The sequence below is a fragment of the Serratia sp. NA_112.1 genome (assembly GCF_052691715.1).
The window spans coordinates 411,809-430,487 of sequence record NZ_JBQZFO010000002.1; the positions used below are offsets into that span (position 1 = coordinate 411,809).

Sequence of the window (18,679 nt, forward strand, 5' to 3'; positions counted from 1 at the left end):
TAATGAGAGTGGAGAATTTCATGACAATGAGCACACCGATGCTGGTGACCTTCCTGGTGTATATCTTCGGGATGGTGTTAATCGGCTTACTTGCCTATCGGGCAACCAATAACTTTGACGACTACATTCTGGGCGGTCGTAGCCTGGGTAGCGTAGTGACCGCGCTTTCTGCCGGCGCATCAGACATGAGCGGCTGGCTGTTGATGGGCCTGCCGGGCGCTATCTTCCTGTCCGGCATTTCCGAAAGCTGGATTGCGATAGGCCTGACCATCGGCGCTTACCTTAACTGGAAACTGGTGGCGGGGCGGCTGCGTGTTCATACCGAAGCCAACAATAACGCCCTGACGTTACCGGATTATTTCACCAGCCGTTTTGAAGACAACAGCAAGCTGCTGCGGGTGATCTCCGCCATTGTCATTCTGGTGTTCTTCACTATCTATTGTGCTTCCGGCATCGTCGCCGGTGCGCGTCTATTCGAAAGCACCTTTGGCATGAGCTACGAAACGGCGCTGTGGGCCGGTGCTGCTGCTACTATCCTTTATACCTTTATCGGTGGGTTCCTGGCGGTGAGTTGGACCGATACCGTGCAGGCCAGCCTGATGATTTTCGCGCTGATCCTGACGCCGGTGATTGTTATTTTCGCGGTTGGCGGCATTGATACCTCGATGATGGTGATTGAGACCAAGAACCCGGCTAATATCGATATGTTCAAAGGCCTGAACTTTGTAGCGATCCTCTCGCTGCTGGGTTGGGGGCTGGGTTATTTCGGTCAGCCACATATTCTGGCGCGCTTTATGGCGGCGGACTCTCACCGCACCATTCGCAGCGCACGCCGTATCAGCATGGCCTGGATGATCCTGTGTCTGGCCGGCACTATTGCCGTTGGTTTCTTCGGCATTGCCTACTTCGCCAACAACCCGGAATTGGCGGGTAATGTATCGCAGAACGGTGAGCGCGTGTTTATCGAATTGGCGATGATCCTGTTCAACCCTTGGGTTGCGGGCATTCTGCTGTCGGCCATCTTGGCTGCGGTAATGAGTACCCTGAGTTGCCAACTGTTGGTGTGTTCAAGCGCGATTACCGAAGACCTGTACAAAGCTTTCCTGCGTAAGGGCGCCAGCCAGCGTGAGCTGGTGTGGGTCGGGCGCTTCATGGTGTTGCTGGTGGCGCTGATTGCCATCGCGCTGGCGGCAAACCCTGAAAACCGCGTACTGGGTCTGGTGAGCTACGCCTGGGCCGGCTTCGGGGCAGCCTTTGGTCCGGTGGTGTTGATCTCGGTAATGTGGTCACGCATGACGCGTAACGGTGCATTGGCCGGTATGTTGGTGGGGGCGGTAACGGTGATCGTCTGGAAACAGTTTGCCTGGTTGGATCTGTATGAAATTATCCCAGGCTTCCTGTTCGCTTGTATCGCCATCGTGGTGGTGAGCCTGATGGGCCGTCAGCCTTCGGCAACCATCACTGAACGTTTTGATCAGGCAGAAGCCGAGTTCAAAACCGTTTAATCCTCTCGCACCGCGAGTCTGAAAGGGCGCTTAATACGCCCTTTCAGACTGATGACAAACTTCATTCCTGCCCAGAGCGAGTAGAGGCCGATAAATAAAAATCAGGAAAATCAATTTATTGATTTTCGGCTGCTCACCACCAAGCAGGAAAAACCACGCTTTTTCCTGCTTTGTCATTTTCTATTCCGTCGTTTTCTGTCATCTGCCTGAAACACCTGGCGACATTTGATTAGAAAAAATCACCCTTGCGGCTCTTGTATTTCTCCCAGCCAGAATGATAATCACTATCGTTGTGTTTTACTTTTCTTTACATTAGCGTTGCCGCCATTTCTGGCGTGCGGACGCTTCGCAGCAGATGCCTTTTTAGGGGTTATTAACTATGTTTGTTCCCTTCCTTATCATGTTCCGTGAGGGGCTGGAGGCGGCGTTGATCGTCAGCCTGATTGCCAGTTACCTCAAACGCACGCAGCGCGGTCAATGGCTAGGCGTGGTATGGATAGGGGTGATAGTTGCCGCTGCCCTGTGCCTGGCGCTCGGTATTTTCATCAATGAAACCACCGGCGAATTCCCGCAAAAGCAGCAAGAGCTGTTTGAAGGCATTGTTGCTGTGGTGGCGGTGCTGATCCTCACCTATATGGTGTTCTGGATGCGCAAAGTGTCCAAATCGGTCAAGGTGCATCTGGAAGGCGCTATCGATAACGCGCTTAACTCCGGTAAAGGTCAGGGCTGGGCGCTGGTGGCGATGGTGTTTTTTGCCGTGGCCCGAGAAGGGCTGGAGTCGGTGTTTTTCCTGCTGGCAGCCTTCCAGCAAGACGTTGGCATTGCGGCGCCTATCGGTGCGGTACTCGGCCTGGTGGCGGCCATCGTGCTGGGCATGGCTATTTACTGGGGCGGTGTAAAGTTGCACCTGGCCAAGTTCTTCAAGTGGACCAGCCTGTTTATCCTGTTCGTGGCCGCCGGTCTGGCTGCAGGGGCGATCCGCGCTTTCCATGAAGCCGGGTTGTGGAATCACTTCCAGGATATCGCGTTCGACTTCAGCAACCATCTGTCGACCCATTCGCTGTTTGGCACCCTGCTCGAAGGTATCTTCGGCTATCAGGAAGCGCCAACGGCAAGCGAAGTGGCGGTCTATTTCCTGTATCTGATCCCTACACTGATTTTCTTTTTCCTGCCGCAGCGAGCGGAACTGGCAGCAGTTTCGGCGCAACGTAAAATCAATCATTAATTTTAATAGGGAATTTGTATGTCTACTCCATTATTCCGCCGCAAGGCGTTGCATGCAGCATTACTGGCTCTGCCGGCGTTCGCGCTAAGCATCAACGCTCAGGCGGCGGACGTGCCGCAGGTGAAAATTACCGTTAACGACAAACAGTGTGAGCCGATGCAGTTGACGGTAGCGGCCGGTAAAACCCAGTTTGTGGTGCACAACACCAGCCAGAAAAACGTCGAATGGGAAATCCTCAAAGGGGTGATGGTGGTGGAAGAGCGTGAGAATATCGCGCCGGGCTTCACCCAGAAGATGACCGCCAACCTGGAAGCGGGCGAATACGACATGACCTGCGGACTGCTCAGCAATCCGAAGGGCAAGCTGATCGTGACCGCTGCCGCAGGCGCCGCCACCGACGGCAAACCGAATGCGATGGATTTGGTCGGGCCGATAGCTGAATACAAGGTTTACGTGACCAAAGAAGTGGAAGGTTTGGTCAAGCAGACCAAGCTGTTCACCGACGCTATCAAAGCCGGCAACGTGGAACAGGCGCGTAAACTCTATGCGCCGACACGCCAGCACTACGAGCGCATTGAACCGATCGCCGAACTGTTCTCCGACCTGGACGGCAGTATCGACGCCCGTGAAGATGATTACGAGAAGAAAGCGGAAGATCCGAATTTCACCGGTTTCCACCGCCTGGAAAAAGCGCTGTTTGCCGATAACACCACCAAAGACATGAGCAAATACGCCGATCAACTGTACAACGACACCCTCGAGCTGCAAAAACGCGTCACCGATTTGACCTTCCCACCAAGCAAAGTGGTGGGCGGGGCGGCCGGTTTGATTGAAGAAGTGGCGGCGAGCAAAATCAGCGGTGAAGAAGACCGTTACAGCCGTACCGACCTGTGGGACTTCCAGGCTAACGTCGACGGTGCGCAGAAAATCGTTAACCTGCTGCGCCCATTGTTGGTCAAGGCCAACAAACCGTTGCTGGACAAGATCGACGCCAACTTTAAAACCGTTGATACCATTTTGGCGAAGTACAAAACCAAAGATGGCTATGAGTCTTACGAGAAGCTGACCGATGCCGATCGCAATGCCATGAAAGGGCCGATCACTACCCTGGCGGAAGACTTGTCACAATTGCGTGGCGTTCTGGGTCTGGATTGAGGCAAAGCATGATGAGTAACAAGATCGGCCCGGAAAACGGGCCGTATCCACAGGGTGCGGCGTCACCGTCGCGCCGTCGCTTGCTGCAGGGGTTGGGGCTAGGCGTGCTGGCGCTGGGGGGCAGCCGTTTGACCCAGGCGGCTGATAAAGCCGCCGATCCGCTGGCAGTACCGCAGGATGAACGTTGGCAGAAGCAGCCCTTCTATGGCGTGCATCAGGCCGGGATCCTCACGTCGCAGCAGGCCGCGATGATGCTGGTGGCGTTCGACGTGCTGGCGAGTAACAAGCAGGATTTGGAGCGTTTGTTCCGGCTGCTGACCACCCGTATTGCTTTCCTGACTACGGGTGGCAGGGCACCGGAGGTGGATCCCAAGCTGCCACCGCTCGATTCGGGTATCATGGGGCCGGAGATTTATCCGGACAACCTGACGGTTACTGTCTCGGTCGGCAGCTCGCTGTTTGACGAACGTTTCGGGCTGCAGGCGCAAAAACCTCTGCGGCTGCAGAAAATGACGCGCTTCCCTAACGACTCGCTGGATGCCAGCCTGTGCCACGGTGATTTGGTGTTGCAGATTTGCGCCAATACCAATGAAACGGTAATCCACGCGCTGCGCGACATTATCAAGCATTCGCCGGATCTGCTCAGCGTGCGCTGGAAGCGGGAAGGGTTTATTTCTGCCCACGCCGCGCGTAGCAAAGGCAAAGAAACGCCGATCAACTTGCTGGGCTTTAAAGACGGCACCGCCAACCCGAAAACCAGCGATAAACCCTTGATGGATCAGGTGGTGTGGACAGCAGACAATGCCGGTGAACCGGCATGGGCGGTAGGCGGCAGCTATCAGGCGCTGCGGATTATCCGTTTCCACGTCGAGTTCTGGGACCGTACGCCGTTGCAGGAACAGCAAACCATCTTTGGCCGCGACAAGCACAGCGGTGCGCCACTTGGCATGAAGCATGAGCACGACGAGCCGGACTACGCGCAAGATCCCGAGGGGAAGATGATCCCGATGGATGCGCATATCCGCCTGGCAAACCCGCGCACCCCGCAAACCCAGAGTAATTTGTTGCTGCGCCGTGGTTACAGCTATTCACTTGGTGTGTCCAATTCCGGCCAACTGGAGATGGGGCTGCTGTTTGTTTGTTATCAGGCCGATCTGGAGAAAGGCTTCCTGACGGTGCAAAAACGCCTTAACGGTGAAGCGCTGGAAGAGTACGTCAAACCGATCGGCGGCGGCTATTTCTTTGTGCTACCGGGGGTAAAAGACGCCAATGATTACCTGGGCAGCGGTCTGTTGAAAGCCTAAGCCACTTCTAAAAAGGCGGGGGATCTCCGCCTTAGGTTGCTGACCAAGCAGGAAAAAGCGTGGTTTTTCCTGCTTGGTGGTGAGCAGCCGAAAATCAATAAATTGATTTTCCTGATTTTTATTTATCGGCCTCTATTCGCTCTGGGCAGGAATGAGGTTTGTCATCAGTCTGAGGCGGGGGATCCCCGCCTGAATTTTCAGCCATCCACGACAAACCACAGCTAATTAAAATCAATAGTGACCTTGAGCAATTGCGGGGCCGGGCTTTAATTAGGCTAACTATTTTCATTTTTTGTTAAAAGCATTAACATGCTGGCCATAATGTTCCAAATGGTTCACACCCTTCGATCCCTTTAACGGCATTTTCCTGATGAAAAGTACTCATAAAAACCGGTTGGCAGTTTCAGCGCTGTTTATTCCAGCCCTACTGCCTGTTTCTGCCAGCTTTGCGCAGGACAAGGATAGCGAACAGACCATGGTGGTCACCGCCAAGCGCAGCGGTCTTTCTGAACTCTCAACCCCGGCAGCCGTCAGCGTGGTCACGGGCGATCAAATCCGTGAGGCACGGCCGCAGATTAACCTGTCGGAAAATCTGGGCAGCGTGCCCGGTTTACAAATTCAGAACCGCCAAAACTATGCGCAGGATTTGCAGCTCTCGGTGCGGGGTTTCGGTGCGCGCTCAATGTATGGTGTGCGCGGCGTGCGTATTTATGTCGATGGTATTCCGGCCACCATGCCCGATGGGCAGGGGCAGACCTCGAACATTGACCTTAACTCGGTCGAGAAGGTGGAAGTGTTGCGCGGCCCATTTTCCGCGCTCTACGGGAATGCCTCCGGCGGTATGGTGAATGTGGAAACCGAAACCGGCCAACAGCCGCCCCGCATTGAGGCCAGTTCGTATTTCGGTAGCTACGGTACCTGGCGCTATGGCGTCAAGGCCACCGGGGCGACTGGTGACGGTACCCACGCCGGTGATGTTAACTACACCATTTCCGGTACTCGTTTCACCACTCAGGGGTTCCGTGACCACAGTGGCGCGCGGAAAAATCTTGGTAATGCCAAGCTGGGTGTTCGCATCGACGATGTCAGTACGCTCACGCTGCTGTTTAACAGTGTTGATATCAACGCCAATGATCCGGGCGGCCTGACCTCCGCCGAATGGCACGATAATCCGCGCCAGGCACCGCGAGCCGAACAGTACAATACGCGCAAAACCACGTCACAAACTCAGGCCGGGTTGCACTACCAGCGCGAGATGGGTGTTGATGACGATCTCAGCATCATGATGTATGCCGGTGAGCGTGAAACCACCCAGTACCAGTCGATCCCGGCCGCGGTGCAACAGCGCAGCGCGCAGCATCCGGGCGGGGTGATTGACCTGACGCGCCATTATCAGGGGATCGATACCCGCTGGACGCACCGTGGCGAGCTGGGTGTGCCATACACCCTGACCGGCGGGCTGGATTATGAAACCATGACCGAGCAGCGCAAAGGGTATGAAAACTTTACCCAAGTCAACGGTGTCACCGAGCTGGGTACCGAGGGAGCGTTGCGCCGCAACGAACGCAACCTGATGTGGAATGTGGATCCTTACCTGCAAACCTCATGGCAGTTGACACAACAACTGACGCTGGATGTCGGCATGCGTTACAGCACCGTCAATTTCGACTCTAACGATCACTACGTCACCGGTGCCAATGGCGATGACAGCGGTAGCGCCAGTTACCATCAGTGGCTGCCTGCCGGTTCCCTCAACTATGCGGTGATGAGCGGCTGGAATCTGTATCTTTCCGCCGGTCGCGGGTTTGAGACGCCGACCATTAACGAACTGTCTTACCGTTCAGGCGATCAGGCCGGGCTGAACTTCGGGCTAAATCCCTCAACCAGCGACACGGTGGAGTTGGGCAGTAAAACCCGCATTGGCAATGGCCTGCTGACCGCTGCCGTTTTCCAGACCGACACCCGCAACGAAATCGTGGTGGATGAAAGCAGCAACGGCCGCACCAGCTACAAAAACACTGGGCAAACCCGCAGGCGTGGCCTGGAGTTGGCGCTGGATCAGCAATTCGCTTATGACTGGCGGGTACAGCTGGCCTGGACGCTGCTGGATGCACGCTATCGCGATGATGTGTGCGGCGACAGCCAGTGTTCGGCGGCCAATATGGTACCCAACGGCAACCGCATGCCGGGCATTGCACGTAATATGGGCTATGCTTCGCTAGCCTGGTCACCGCCGGAAGGTTGGTATGCCGGTGCAGAGGTGCGCTATATGAGCGATATCGCGGTTAACGAGGCCAACACGGAGCAGGCTCCGGCTTATACCACCGTCGGCTTGAATACGGGCTATCGCTATCCGCTGGGCAATTGGATGCTTAACGTTTTCGGTCGGGTAGATAATCTGTTTGACCGACAATATGTGGGTTCGGTGATCGTTAATGAAGGCAATGGCCGTTACTACGAACCGGCTCCGGGCCGAAACTGGGGCGGCGGATTGAGCGTTTCTTATACCTTTGAGTAACGGTAGGGATCGCCCGGCGACATAATCACTCAGCATCAGGGCGGGAGCATTCCCGCCTTTTTTATTTATAAATTTCGGGGGATTGACAGATTCTGGGGGGTTGAAATTTAATCGGGAAACCAAAATGTCATCGATACTATTTAATGATAAATATTTGATATTATGGATATTAAAAATTTTATTGAATGACGTAATCGGCGTAATATAGAGTTATTGCGCTACATGAAAACAAAAAGTATTAAATTTTTTTACATTTTAGTAACGCGGCAGGGGTGAATGTCATTATACTGTAATCATCTGGCGGTAGTTTTCACAAGGTGCACAGCTCGAAGCTGTAAATAACACTGCGGGGATCGCTAATGGTAAAGTCCTTGGTTGGGCTAGAAAGAACAAATGACAGACCTTCCCTGATTTCTCGTTGTAACGAGGGCATTGCCTCCGACTCTCTTTTCCTGACTACTCCGCACTCTTGTCATTCCAAATTCTTGTCACTTTTTACTCAGGTTTTAATTACGCAATCGCGTTATCCCGTGAAACATCGGCGTGCCGTCACGCCCGCCGTATATTCACTTTTTCAATTGGCTGTTGTTGGCTCGAAAGGAAGCCGAAACCTAATCTGTGTGTGAAACATAATCGCGCGGCCTGGCCGTTGCGGTAGGTGAAACAAACTGTAAGGTGCCACTATGAGACAAAAAGCAGTGATCAAAGCACGTCGTGAAGCGAAACGCGTTATTCGTCGTGACGCTCGTAGTCATCGCCAGCTTGAAGAAGAGTCCGTAACCTCGCTGGTACAAATGGGTGGTGTTGAGTCTATCGGCATGGCACGTGACAAGCGCGATAGCTCTCCCATAGAGGCACGAACCGAAGCTCAGGGTCATTACTTAATCGCCATAGATAAGAAGCAGTTGATTTTTGCCACCGGTGAAGCCGGCTGCGGCAAAACTTTCATCAGCGCTGCGAAAGCGGCAGAAGCCCTTATACATAAAGAAGTGGATCGGATTATCGTTACTCGTCCGGTTCTGCAGGCGGATGAAGACCTCGGTTTCTTACCCGGGGATATTTCTGAGAAGTTCGCCCCTTATTTCCGCCCGGTGTATGACATTCTGGTGCGCCGTTTAGGATCGTCCTTTATGCAATACTGCCTGCGTCCGGAAATCGGCAAGGTAGAGATCGCGCCTTTCGCCTACATGCGCGGGCGTACCTTCGAAAATGCGGTCGTTATCCTGGATGAAGCCCAGAACGTGACCGCCAGCCAGATGAAGATGTTCCTGACCCGTTTGGGAGAGAACGTAACGGTAATCGTTAATGGTGACGTCACCCAATGCGACTTGCCACGCGGCGTGAAGTCTGGCCTCAGCGATGCGATGGAACGTTTCGAGGAGGATGAAATGATCGGCATCATCCGCTTTGATAAACAAGACTGCGTCCGCTCCGCCCTATGCCAGCGTACGCTCAACGCCTACAGTTAAAACCTGCCCGCTAATTCAAGGCCGCCTCGGCGGCCTTTTTCTTGTCTTGAATATCAGTGCTGTCTATATAAAACAGAAGGTTAAGTTACACTACAGACAACTACAATCACCAGAAAACCATCTAGCCCCTCACCGGCGACCCTATTTGCTACAACTTCCGGCGAACCGTTCGTCGGTGTCCATTCATGGAATGCCCCAAAAGCCGCTATCGGCAAAGAAATACCGCTTACATGGCTGGGTAGGGGGGCGCAAACGGTGCAGACTGTTCGAGTTGCGCGCAAGGTTGCTGATGAGCGTCACGCTTATGTCGAAGAGGTGCAAAAAGTTGTGGTATGTATGCCCCACACCCTGGCGCAGGTCATGTCCACGAAACCCGGTCAACAGAATGACGCGTCCTTCGCAAGGACATTGACGTTAATCCTTTGACTTTATAAAGCACCTCGGAGTCTTGTTAATAACTGTGGGGAGGTTCAGCGAGAACCTGATCTAGATATGCAGATAGCAACGCCTGCGTATGTCACGGCGGTGATGAATTTGATTGAAAGCGTTGACACGTGAGGCAATGGTAAGTTTTGACGGAAAAGTATTTTCATCTCCTCCTCTTGATGACTGGAAGGGACTCAATGATGAAGTATATTAGTTGAGAATTTATCTGACTATGTTAAATCTAACCAGTCATTCATCTCAGTGATGCGCTGTAGTGGTGGCGTTAGCTGATTGCAAGCCTTAGTCTTATTATCCACCGACCCAACATTTTCCGGCTTATCGCCCATCAAATGGTAAGGCCAAGGGTTGGATTTTCTGCCAAAAGCTTTATTATTGACCCCTTCTAGGATGGAGGAACATCAGGATAGTTATGGATGTTTATGGTGTAGGTAGGGCAATATTTGACGGTGTTATCTCAATACCCGGAGATGCATGGTCGGGGCTGGAAAGAACCCTTCAAGATCTGAATCTGAGTGCCGATGGCCGTTACTACCAAAGTCGCAATTTTGCAGATGATGCCCGCTTTGGTCGCGCGCTGCGCAAACTGGTTAGTAATCCGCGTACAACCTGGGATATCGCAACGATCATTATTAATGATTGCTTCGGTAAACTTCCCAATCCAATCGTTTAAAAAATCTATGAGAACATCGCGACTGGCGGCAGCATGCTTGCTTCTCGACAGGCCACTCAATTTTTTGTTGTCGGTTACATTACAAAAAAAGTGGTTACTGACGCCGTGATATCTGTGGTTATCTCTCGCATGACCCGGATTTCTATTGGTACCATTGCCGGCGGCCTTGTTGTTCAAGGGATGATTGCAAGGGCGGCAGAAGCCTCACGCAAATTGCTCAATGGAAATCCGGAACTTTACTGGAAGCTGAGAAAACAAGATTTTGATATGTTGTACTTTGTTTTCGAAGGGCCTTTAGCGAAGTATATTCAGTTAAGTCGCCTGCATCGTGCGGGTGATAAGCGATTCGAACAGGTGATAAATGAAATTGAACGTATGGACTAAGGTGAAATCCCTTTTCTTTAGCCTCATTCATACGCTCGTCCCTGTGCTGACTGGCGGTCTGGCCGTGCTGGCTTGGGTGATGTTTATTGATGACAGTTTTTGGAAGTACGTGGCACCTATTAGCATTCTTATCCTAGGTACGCTGGTAGCATTTTTCACTCCTGATAGTAAATCTCAAAAGAAAAATGACAGATAAAAGCCGCTAGCCAAGCGGCCGATTTATCTTTCGTCTCCGTGGCAGAGACTCAGTTTTTTAACCTGATAACCGTATGTCAATTCAGCCATCAGATCAATAATTCTTTCCGCGATCAAAACCACGGATACTGGCTCATCACGCCAGAGTAAAACAGCATCCGGCCACTCACCGAGGCGCAGAGCAGGGCCAGCATCAGCATGCTGGCGGTTCCTGCAGACAACACCGGTTGGCGATAAAGATAGGTTGTCAGTCCGGTCGCGATAATCAGCCCGGCAAAAATCAGCCAACTCGCTTTTGTGTAAAATATTGTGGTTTTTTGTATGGATTTTCGTTGAGTTAGCGTTAATGATTAGTGAGGTTCCAGACGGGCGCAGGGGTTCATCCGCCAAAAGGGAATACCTGGGAGTATGTCGGGTTGGCGTACTGGGCATTGGGATCTTCAAGACGGTTCAATCATGAAATATATTATTTTATTGCTATTTATTTTGTGCGTTGTGTATGTCCATTACCGTGGCAGGGTGCGTTACACCTTCTGGCGGCAGCTTTCCGATCATTCGACCTTCACCGCGCCGTTGAACGTTTTTATGTATTTATTCTCACGCGTGCCGACCACCGCTTATTTGCAGCCGGAGCAATTCGCTGAGCTGCAGGTGCTGCGGGAGAATTGGCAAACCATTCGTGATGAAGGGCAGCAGCTGATGGCAATTCAGCAGATCAAAGCCTCGGATCAATTTAACGACGCCGGATTCAATTCGTTTTTCAAAACCGGCTGGAAGCGCTTTTATTTAAAATGGTATGAAGACAGCCACCCGTCGGCGATGAGCCTGTGTCCGCAGACCACGGCTTTGTTACGCAGCTTGCCTTCGGTCAAGGCGGCGATGTTTGCCGAACTGCCGGATGGCAGCCGTCTGCCGCGTCACCGGGATCCTTACGCTGGTTCGCTGCGTTATCACCTGGGGCTGATTACCCCGAATGACGACCGCTGCTTTATCGAAGTGGACGGTGAGCGTTACAGCTGGCGCGATGGTGAGGGGGTGATGTTTGACGAAACCTATCTGCATTTTGCCGAAAACCAAAGTGGGAAAAATCGGCTGATTCTGTTTTGTGATATCGAAAGGCCAATGCGTTTCCGCTGGGCGCAGGGCATCAACCACTGGTTGGGGCGTAACCTGATGAGCGCGGCTACCGCACCCAATGAAGAGGGCGATCGCACCGGTGGCGTCAACAAGCTGTTCAAGTACATTTATGCGGTACGCAAAGTGGGGAAACGGCTGAAGGCGTGGAACCGTACCGGGTATTACATCATTAAATGGATTTTGTTTGGTGGTATTGCTGCGGGCATTTTCTTCGCGGTATAAATCCTGGCGGTGCAAGGCGGTATAAGAAGAGGGGCGCAGCGTGCGCCCCTCGGTCATTCAGGAAAAGATGGTCATCATGTAAGCGGCAAACAGCGCCAGGTGCGCGGTACCGTTTAACACGTTGGTGCGGCCGGTGGAGAACGACAACTGGCACAACAGCAACACCGTCAGCATCACCACGATATGCGGGGTTTGCAGGCCGAAGATCAGTGTCTGGCCGGTGAGGGTAGCGATGATGGTTACCGCCGGCACCGTCAGGGAAATGGTCGCCAATACCGAGCCGAAGAACAGGTTCATGGCGCGCTGTACCTGATTATTCAATACTGCTCGCAGTGCCCCCAGACCTTCAGGCGACAGGATCAACAGGGCAACCAGGAAGCCAGTGAATTGCGCCGGGGCATTCACTTTGGTCAGCAAACCTTCCAGTGGGTTGGCGTTAAACTTGGTCACCGCGATAACGGCAACCAGATGCACGATCAGCCAGGCCGCATGCCAGGCGCTGCTGTGTGAGGAAGGCTTGCCGTGGTGCGGGTCGCCGTCGTCATCTTCATGCTCGTATACGAACAGACTCTGGTGGGTTTTGGTTTGGATCACCAGGAACACGCCGTACATGGCGGCAGAAATCACCGCGACCAACAATGCCTGACCGGTGCTGAAGTTACCGCCCGGCAATGCGCTCGGGAATACCAGAACGATTATCGCCAGCGGAAAAATGGCCATCAGGTACTGTTTGATACCGCCAAGGTTGACGTACTGGGTGGCGAACTTGCGCCCACCGAGCAGCAACGCGACACCCACCAACCCGGCGGTAACGATCATGATGATGGAATAAAGCGTATCGCGCATTAACGCCGGGGCCGCGTCGCCGGTCGCCATCAGCGCTGAAATCAGGCTGACTTCCAGGATCACCACCGACAGGCTGAGGATCAGTGAGCCATAGGGTTCACCCAGGCGGTGAGCCAAAACGTCGGCGTGGCGTACTACGCTGAAAGCACTGCTGAGAATACCGATCAAGGCAATGAGGTTAATACCGACGATCAGCGGAAAGTTGGTGGTACTGCCCCACAGATTTAGCACCACCAGGGCGGCGATGGGGAACAGCAGGGAATACTCAGTGTGGCGGGATTTGGATCGGCCAGGATCGTTTTGCGACTTCATTTTGGTGGTACTCCTTCTCAAACAGCGTGGTCCCGTCATCGCTGACTGCCGTTAAAGGCAACTCTGCGCATCCAGAATGTAATTATATTTAATAATAATAGGATACACCTGGTGGTACGTGCCGGGGAATGATGTGATGTTGTTTTAGTTGCGAACGCAAATGTTTGCAAACTGTGACTAGATTAACAAAAAAACCGCACGGGATGCGGTTTTCTTTACTTACTTTTACGCGGTGAGGTTGATTTAATTCATTAACGTCACATAAATTGCATTTTTTGCATGTATGACACCGTTAATAAAGGAAAAAATCCACATCAGTCATCAATATTGTCCATAATTTCATGCCGTTTATTATGATAACCCTCTTCGTTTAACCCCTCACGCCAGTAAGGTACGGCATAAAGCCGATTACGCTCACATTGACGATCGCGGCGCAGGAAGCGGCGCAGTTCAACCACCAGACGATCTTCACCGGCCAGCCAGTATTGGGTCTCGGCTTGCGGCTGCGGCAAGGCGCAAAACTGGGTAATCAACTCAGCGGTTTTCTCGGTGCCGCCAATGATCCAGCTCAACTCAAGGCCAGCAGGTTTTTTCAGCTCGATCACGTCGGCTGCGCTATCTACGCGGATAAAGGCATTGCCTTCGCTGTGTGCCGGTAGCCTTTCCAGCAAAGCCGCCAGCGCGGGTAAAGAAGCAGGATCACCGGCCAGGCAGTAGAAATCGGCCTCTGGCAGCATGGGTTTCGGGCCACCGGGGTTACTGATGCCAATTTTATCGCCTGCTTTTGCCGCGCGTGCAAAATCAACCGCCGGCCCACTGTGGTCATGAATGGCAAATTCAATGTCGACCTCCGCCAGCTCTGGACGCACTGCACGGATGGAATAGGTGCGAACAATGGGGCGTACCGCGTCAACTGCCCAGCGCGGGCCGTTTTCGGTCAGCGTCGGCAGATCCGGTTGTGTCTGGCCTGCAAGCGGTAGAAAAATCTTAATGTGTGCGGCGGCGGCGTTGGCCGGGTAATAGCGCAGGTCCGGCGCGGTGAAGGTGATACGGCGCAGGTGCGGGGTAATATCGCGAATGGCACTGACTGCAATCAGGTAGGGTGCGCGTGAGCGTGGGGCTTCGGTAGTCACGGGGTTCTCCTTATGTTCGTTTGGCGCTGAGTATATCATGCCATTTGATAATGAGAATTGTTTGCTGGTGGCGGTGATGACAACGGCAGCTACGTGCAAAAGCAGGCATTTTTACGACGGGATAACCTAATTGAGCGGCATTATCTCGTTATGCTTAGGTGCGGCATTTTACCTTTCGATATTATTGCTGCCGAGTACAAATACTTTTTCACTTTAAACCACGTGTGAAACTTGATTGCTCCATGAGAAAAGAATAAGGTCATTATTATCGCGGAAAGGGTTATAGAATTAATAAAATTCCGCACTCAATAATAAAGATGAACAGTGGTTAGGGAGTATGAGCAATCTTATTCCCGGGAGGTTGTTAAGGTGTTAACGCGAGATTTTCTGCAAAATGCGGATTGCAAAACAGCATTCGGTACCATTGAGGAGTCGCTGTTACTGACATCAGAGCAGCGTGCGGCCTCACTGGATTGTACTTTATCCCGCCGACCGGGTAACAGCCCGGTGTGGGTTTTCGGCTACGGTTCATTGATGTGGAACCCGGTGTTTGAACCCGAAGAGGTGCGACCGGCCACGCTGCAAGGTTGGCACCGTGCCTTCTGTTTGCGGTTGACTGCCGGACGTGGCACCTTGCATCAGCCGGGGCGTATGTTGGCGCTGAAAGAGGGGGGCGATACCACCGGTCTGGCATTTCGCCTGCCGGAGGCCAAGCTGCGCGAAGAGCTGGAACTGCTGTGGAAACGTGAAATGCTGACCGGCTGTTATTTGCCGACCTGGTGTGACCTCACCCTGTCCGATGGCCAGGTGGTGACCGCGTTGGTGTTTGTGATGAACCCGCAGCACCCGCTGTTTGAAGAAGATACTAGCCACCAGGTGATTGCCCCGTTGATCGCCAGCGCCAGCGGGCCATTGGGCACCAACGCCCAGTATCTGTTCTCACTCGATACCGAGCTGAAAAACCATGGCATGAAGGACGACGGCATTGGCGATTTGGTCAGCTATGTGCAGCAGTGGTTGCAACAGAATACCTCCGGCCCTGTTGCTGGAGAGGCGACGGCCTAATCCCTACACCCCGTTTTTAAAAGGCTCAACATGTTGAGCCTTTAGGTTGCTGACAAAGCAGGAAAAAGCGTGGTTTTTCCTGCTTTGTGGTGAGCAGCCAAAAATCAATAAATTGATTTTCCTGATTTTTGTTTATCGGCCTCTACTCGCTCTGGGCAGGAATGAGGTTTATCATCAGTCTGAGGCTCAACATGTTGAGCCTTTTGCGTTTCATATATCTAATACCTATATTTAATAACTTTATTCTGCATAAGCATTTAAGCCACAATTTTAAGATGGATATTTATCTCTTTGCTTTTAAAGAAATTGGTTATTTACAGACTAGAAAAAATGCTAACTCACAGCGCTGAAAAATTCACTTAGCATCAAAATGCATAACTAAAGGTTATTTCTTATTTGTCCCCTCACGGCAGACTCCGTATCACTGTGTTAACAATAATTGTTCGACCGGGGGAGTGGATGAACTTTCAACAATTAAAAATTATTCGGGAATCGGCGCGCTGTAACTACAACCTGACTGAGGTGGCCAACACTTTATTTACCTCACAATCAGGGGTCAGCCGTCATATTCGGGAACTGGAAGAAGAGCTGGGCATTGAGATATTTATTCGCCGCGGCAAGCGTTTATTAGGCATGACCGAGCCGGGCAAAGAGCTGCTGGTGGTGGCGGAGCGCATCCTGAATGATGCTAATAACATCCGCCGTTTGGCGGACGTCTTCAGCAGTAACGATTCTGGCCAGTTGCATATCGCCACTACCCATACCCAGGCGCGCTATAGCCTGCCGGGGGTGATTAAAGAGTTCCGGGCGCTGTATCCACGAGTGAGAGTGGTGTTGAATCAGGGCAGTCCCGAGGAAATCGTCGGCATGCTGGCTTCCGGCGAAGCCGATATCGGTATTGCCAGTGAGCGGCTAATGAGTGATGAGTCTCTGGCGGCGTTTCCTTATTACCGCTGGCATCACACCATTCTGGTGCCGGAGGGGCATGAACTGACCCGCCAGCCGCAGGTGACGCTGGAAATGCTCAGCACCTTGCCGCTGATTACCTACCGACAGGGCATAACTGGTCGTTCACGGCTGGATAGCGCGTTCAAAGCCGCTGGGTTAACGCCGGATATTGCCTTGAGCGCACAGGATTCAGATGTGATTAAAACTTATGTTGAACTAGGTTTGGGGGTTGGCGTTCTGGCGGATATGTCATACGAGAAGGAACGCGACCATGGGTTGGTCAGCCTTAACGCCGAGCATCTGTTCGAACCTAATACCGTTTGGTTAGGCTTGAAACGCAGTCAGTTACAACGTAACTATGCCTGGCGATTTATCCAGCTGTGTAACCCGACGCTGTCGCTAACCGAAATCAAAGACAAAGTATTTTCCTCACAGCTCGATACGGTGATCGATTACCAGATTTAATCGGAGGGAAGGTGACGGGGCAAAACGCGCCGCCCACTATGCCAGCTTACAGCGTGAATTACAGACCCGTTCACCTTACGTGGTGGCATTGCAGGGGCAAACGCTGGTGGCGCTGCGCGATAACATCAAAGACGCCAAAGTGGATATCGCCAACAGCATGCTGTCTCTGGATCGCGTGAGTAAATAGCCCGCTACGGCACGGCTTTTGCAGGATCGGTTTATTTAGCGAATCGGGGATCCTGTTATGAGCCGTAATCACGCCTTCCCGCCCAGCGCCAGTGAATTTTTGCTGGCCTCCAAGCGCTGTGAGATCACCGTGCTACAACAATTGTTGCAAATGGGGCAGTTGGTCGGCCGGGTTTGCCAACTGATCCACGTACTCCAACGGGAACGCGGTACCGTCAATATTTACCTGTGTTCACAGGGGGCACTGTTCGGTGAACGCCTGGCCGGAAGGGCGCAGGAAGTTGAGCAGGCCGAGCTGGCGGTGCAGCGCCAACTGATGCAGTTGGATGACAGCACCGCACCTCTGGCCAGCGCTAGCCGCCTGTTCAGCCGCATTGCATGCGCGTTGCATAAGCTTGCCGGCTTGCCCGTGCTGCGTTGCCAGGTGCAGCAACGCCAAATTCTACAGCCTGACGCCATGGGCACCTTTAATGAAGTTATTCATAGCCTGCTGGCGCTGGTGTTTGAAGCGGCGGATGCCTGTGCGGAACCCACCACGGCACGTGCGTTGATCGCCATGTTCAGTTTTATGCAGGGCAAGGAACTGGCCGGGCAGGAACGGGCAATCGGTGCGGCCGGTTTTGCCTCCATGCATTTCGATGAGTCGGCGCATCAGCAGCTACTGGTGCTCATCGAAGGACAAGAACGCTGTTTTACTACCTTCAACGAGTTTGCCGATGAGCCATCGTTGGCCCAGTGGCGGCGTATGCAGCAACAAGATGACCGTGAGTTTGAGCGTCTGCGCCGTATCGCCTGTACCCAATTTCAACTGAGTAATAAAGCTGACACCAGTCTGCGCTGGTTTGAGATCACCAGTGCTCGTATCGATTTGATGAAACAGATTGAGGACCGGCTCGAGGAGGCGCTGATGGTCAGTTGCCGCCACAATCTGACGCAGGCTCAGCGCGCACTGGCTGCAGACGGTGCAGATTACGCGCCACAGCCGATGCGAGAAAGTTACGCGGTTTTTGTGGCTGCACCCTTGAGGGATGCATCGCCACTGGAGGGGGACGGCCTCCATCCGCGTCTGGGGCGCTCGATGCTGGAATTGATTCAGCAGCAGTCACAACGACTGCATGCGCTGTCGGAAGAACTGGCAACGGCGCGCGCGACCTTGAGTGAACGCAAGCAGATAGAACGCGCTAAGGCTCTGTTGATTCAGCATCGCGGCTTAACCGAGGAGGCGGCCCATCGACTGTTGCTGAAGATGGCGATGAACCAGAACCAACGGCTGATTGATATCGCCAACGCCATGCTGGCGGTGGCGGATATTCTGCCGCCTAGCGGGAATGCTCCCTAAGGAGTATATGCACACCATCAGTGCAGTTACTGCCTTTTAATTGTGCAAAACGCTACCTATAAGGTGTAGAGGTTAGCCCCGAATCACGCGAGAGCAGTATAGGGTGCATCTATCATCTCGGATGTGGCATGCCGTTTCTCTGTCAGCATCCGAT

17 protein-coding genes are annotated in these 18,679 nt (G+C 52.9%); 13 read left to right on the forward strand and 4 right to left on the reverse strand.

Going from position 1 to position 18,679, the window contains the following annotated elements; translation table 11 throughout:
* Positions 1-20 precede the first annotated feature (20 nt).
* Entirely contained in the window at positions 21-1,505 is a 1,485-nt protein-coding gene (gene putP, locus ACUTQ5_RS06320; protein ID WP_445650541.1) for a sodium/proline symporter PutP, read from the forward strand.
* Between the two features lie 30 nt (positions 1,506-1,535).
* Here the strand turns inward: putP and ACUTQ5_RS06325 are convergent, their stop codons facing one another.
* Positions 1,536-1,682, reverse strand: coding sequence for a hypothetical protein (locus ACUTQ5_RS06325; protein ID WP_445650542.1), 147 nt, complete (start codon positions 1,680-1,682; stop codon positions 1,536-1,538).
* Between the two features lie 202 nt (positions 1,683-1,884).
* On the opposite strand from ACUTQ5_RS06325, the gene efeU reads away from it, so the two are divergent.
* The 8 genes from efeU (at position 1,885) to ACUTQ5_RS06365 (ending at position 10,873) form a co-directional block, all read left to right on the forward strand.
* Positions 1,885-2,730 carry an iron uptake transporter permease EfeU gene (gene efeU / locus ACUTQ5_RS06330; RefSeq protein WP_445650543.1) on the forward strand — a complete coding sequence of 282 codons (846 nt, stop codon included), beginning with the start codon at positions 1,885-1,887 and terminating at the stop codon, positions 2,728-2,730.
* Between the two features lie 18 nt (positions 2,731-2,748).
* On the forward strand, positions 2,749-3,885 hold the full coding sequence (gene efeO / locus ACUTQ5_RS06335) for an iron uptake system protein EfeO (RefSeq protein WP_445650544.1): 1,137 nt from the start codon (positions 2,749-2,751) through the stop codon (positions 3,883-3,885).
* Between the two features lie 11 nt (positions 3,886-3,896).
* Positions 3,897-5,189: an iron uptake transporter deferrochelatase/peroxidase subunit gene (gene efeB / locus ACUTQ5_RS06340; RefSeq protein ID WP_445650743.1), complete on the forward strand. Its 1,293-nt coding sequence runs from the start codon at positions 3,897-3,899 to the stop codon at positions 5,187-5,189.
* 370 nt (positions 5,190-5,559) lie between these two features.
* Positions 5,560-7,707: a TonB-dependent receptor PqqU gene (gene pqqU / locus ACUTQ5_RS06345; RefSeq protein WP_445650545.1), complete on the forward strand. Its 2,148-nt coding sequence runs from the start codon at positions 5,560-5,562 to the stop codon at positions 7,705-7,707.
* Between the two features lie 683 nt (positions 7,708-8,390).
* On the forward strand, positions 8,391-9,176 hold the full coding sequence (phoH, locus tag ACUTQ5_RS06350) for a phosphate starvation-inducible protein PhoH (protein WP_004945903.1): 786 nt from the start codon (positions 8,391-8,393) through the stop codon (positions 9,174-9,176).
* 856 nt (positions 9,177-10,032) lie between these two features.
* On the forward strand, positions 10,033-10,293 hold the full coding sequence (locus tag ACUTQ5_RS06355; protein WP_445650546.1) for a hypothetical protein: 261 nt from the start codon (positions 10,033-10,035) through the stop codon (positions 10,291-10,293).
* A gap of 33 nt (positions 10,294-10,326) precedes the next feature.
* Positions 10,327-10,677 (forward strand): hypothetical protein, encoded by a 351-nt coding sequence (locus ACUTQ5_RS06360; RefSeq protein WP_445650547.1) that lies wholly within the window; start codon positions 10,327-10,329, stop codon positions 10,675-10,677.
* Positions 10,655-10,873 (forward strand): hypothetical protein, encoded by a 219-nt coding sequence (locus ACUTQ5_RS06365; protein ID WP_445650548.1) that lies wholly within the window; start codon positions 10,655-10,657, stop codon positions 10,871-10,873. The genes ACUTQ5_RS06360 and ACUTQ5_RS06365 overlap by 23 nt, the downstream gene beginning before the upstream one ends.
* A 23-nt stretch (positions 10,874-10,896) precedes the next feature.
* Here the strand turns inward: ACUTQ5_RS06365 and ACUTQ5_RS06370 are convergent, their stop codons facing one another.
* Positions 10,897-11,262, reverse strand: coding sequence for a hypothetical protein (locus ACUTQ5_RS06370; protein ID WP_445650549.1), 366 nt, complete (start codon positions 11,260-11,262; stop codon positions 10,897-10,899).
* Between the two features lie 66 nt (positions 11,263-11,328).
* Between ACUTQ5_RS06370 and lpxO the strand changes: the two genes are divergently transcribed.
* A complete protein-coding gene (gene lpxO / locus ACUTQ5_RS06375) occupies positions 11,329-12,231 on the forward strand; it encodes a lipid A hydroxylase LpxO (RefSeq protein ID WP_445650550.1) in 903 nt (300 codons plus the stop codon).
* 57 nt (positions 12,232-12,288) lie between these two features.
* Here lpxO and chaA read toward each other — a convergent pair whose 3' ends face one another.
* The gene (gene chaA, locus ACUTQ5_RS06380) at positions 12,289-13,389 is read right to left on the reverse strand and encodes a sodium-potassium/proton antiporter ChaA (protein ID WP_445650551.1); all 1,101 of its coding nucleotides are present in this window, start codon (positions 13,387-13,389) and stop codon (positions 12,289-12,291) included.
* Positions 13,390-13,703: 314 nt separating this feature from the next.
* On the reverse strand, positions 13,704-14,522 hold the full coding sequence (locus ACUTQ5_RS06385; RefSeq protein WP_445650552.1) for a siderophore-interacting protein: 819 nt from the start codon (positions 14,520-14,522) through the stop codon (positions 13,704-13,706).
* Between the two features lie 369 nt (positions 14,523-14,891).
* Between ACUTQ5_RS06385 and ACUTQ5_RS06390 the strand changes: the two genes are divergently transcribed.
* The 3 genes from ACUTQ5_RS06390 (at position 14,892) to ACUTQ5_RS06400 (ending at position 18,525) form a co-directional block, all read left to right on the forward strand.
* A complete protein-coding gene (locus ACUTQ5_RS06390) occupies positions 14,892-15,587 on the forward strand; it encodes a gamma-glutamylcyclotransferase (protein WP_445650553.1) in 696 nt (231 codons plus the stop codon).
* 459 nt (positions 15,588-16,046) lie between these two features.
* On the forward strand, positions 16,047-17,000 hold the full coding sequence (cbl, locus tag ACUTQ5_RS06395) for an HTH-type transcriptional regulator Cbl (RefSeq protein ID WP_135316988.1): 954 nt from the start codon (positions 16,047-16,049) through the stop codon (positions 16,998-17,000).
* A 244-nt stretch (positions 17,001-17,244) separates the two neighbouring features.
* Entirely contained in the window at positions 17,245-18,525 is a 1,281-nt protein-coding gene (locus tag ACUTQ5_RS06400; protein WP_445650554.1) for a nitrate- and nitrite sensing domain-containing protein, read from the forward strand.
* Positions 18,526-18,679: the final 154 nt, after the last annotated feature.

Bases quoted from the DNA above. Each gene is read 5' to 3' on its own strand.
- lpxO (WP_445650550.1), top strand. From the start codon at position 11,329: ATGAAATATATTATTTTATTGCTATTTATTTTGTGCGTTGTGTATGTC.
- efeB (WP_445650743.1), top strand. From the start codon at position 3,897: ATGAGTAACAAGATCGGCCCGGAAAACGGGCCGTATCCACAGGGTGCG.
- ACUTQ5_RS06355 (WP_445650546.1), top strand. From the start codon at position 10,033: ATGGATGTTTATGGTGTAGGTAGGGCAATATTTGACGGTGTTATCTCA.
- ACUTQ5_RS06325 (WP_445650542.1), bottom strand. From the start codon at position 1,682: ATGACAAAGCAGGAAAAAGCGTGGTTTTTCCTGCTTGGTGGTGAGCAG.
- chaA (WP_445650551.1), bottom strand. From the start codon at position 13,389: ATGAAGTCGCAAAACGATCCTGGCCGATCCAAATCCCGCCACACTGAG.
- phoH (WP_004945903.1), top strand. From the start codon at position 8,391: ATGAGACAAAAAGCAGTGATCAAAGCACGTCGTGAAGCGAAACGCGTT.
- ACUTQ5_RS06400 (WP_445650554.1), top strand. From the start codon at position 17,245: ATGAGCCGTAATCACGCCTTCCCGCCCAGCGCCAGTGAATTTTTGCTG.
- ACUTQ5_RS06360 (WP_445650547.1), top strand. From the start codon at position 10,327: ATGCTTGCTTCTCGACAGGCCACTCAATTTTTTGTTGTCGGTTACATT.
- ACUTQ5_RS06365 (WP_445650548.1), top strand. From the start codon at position 10,655: ATGAAATTGAACGTATGGACTAAGGTGAAATCCCTTTTCTTTAGCCTC.
- cbl (WP_135316988.1), top strand. From the start codon at position 16,047: ATGAACTTTCAACAATTAAAAATTATTCGGGAATCGGCGCGCTGTAAC.
- efeU (WP_445650543.1), top strand. From the start codon at position 1,885: ATGTTTGTTCCCTTCCTTATCATGTTCCGTGAGGGGCTGGAGGCGGCG.
- putP (WP_445650541.1), top strand. From the start codon at position 21: ATGACAATGAGCACACCGATGCTGGTGACCTTCCTGGTGTATATCTTC.
- pqqU (WP_445650545.1), top strand. From the start codon at position 5,560: ATGAAAAGTACTCATAAAAACCGGTTGGCAGTTTCAGCGCTGTTTATT.
- efeO (WP_445650544.1), top strand. From the start codon at position 2,749: ATGTCTACTCCATTATTCCGCCGCAAGGCGTTGCATGCAGCATTACTG.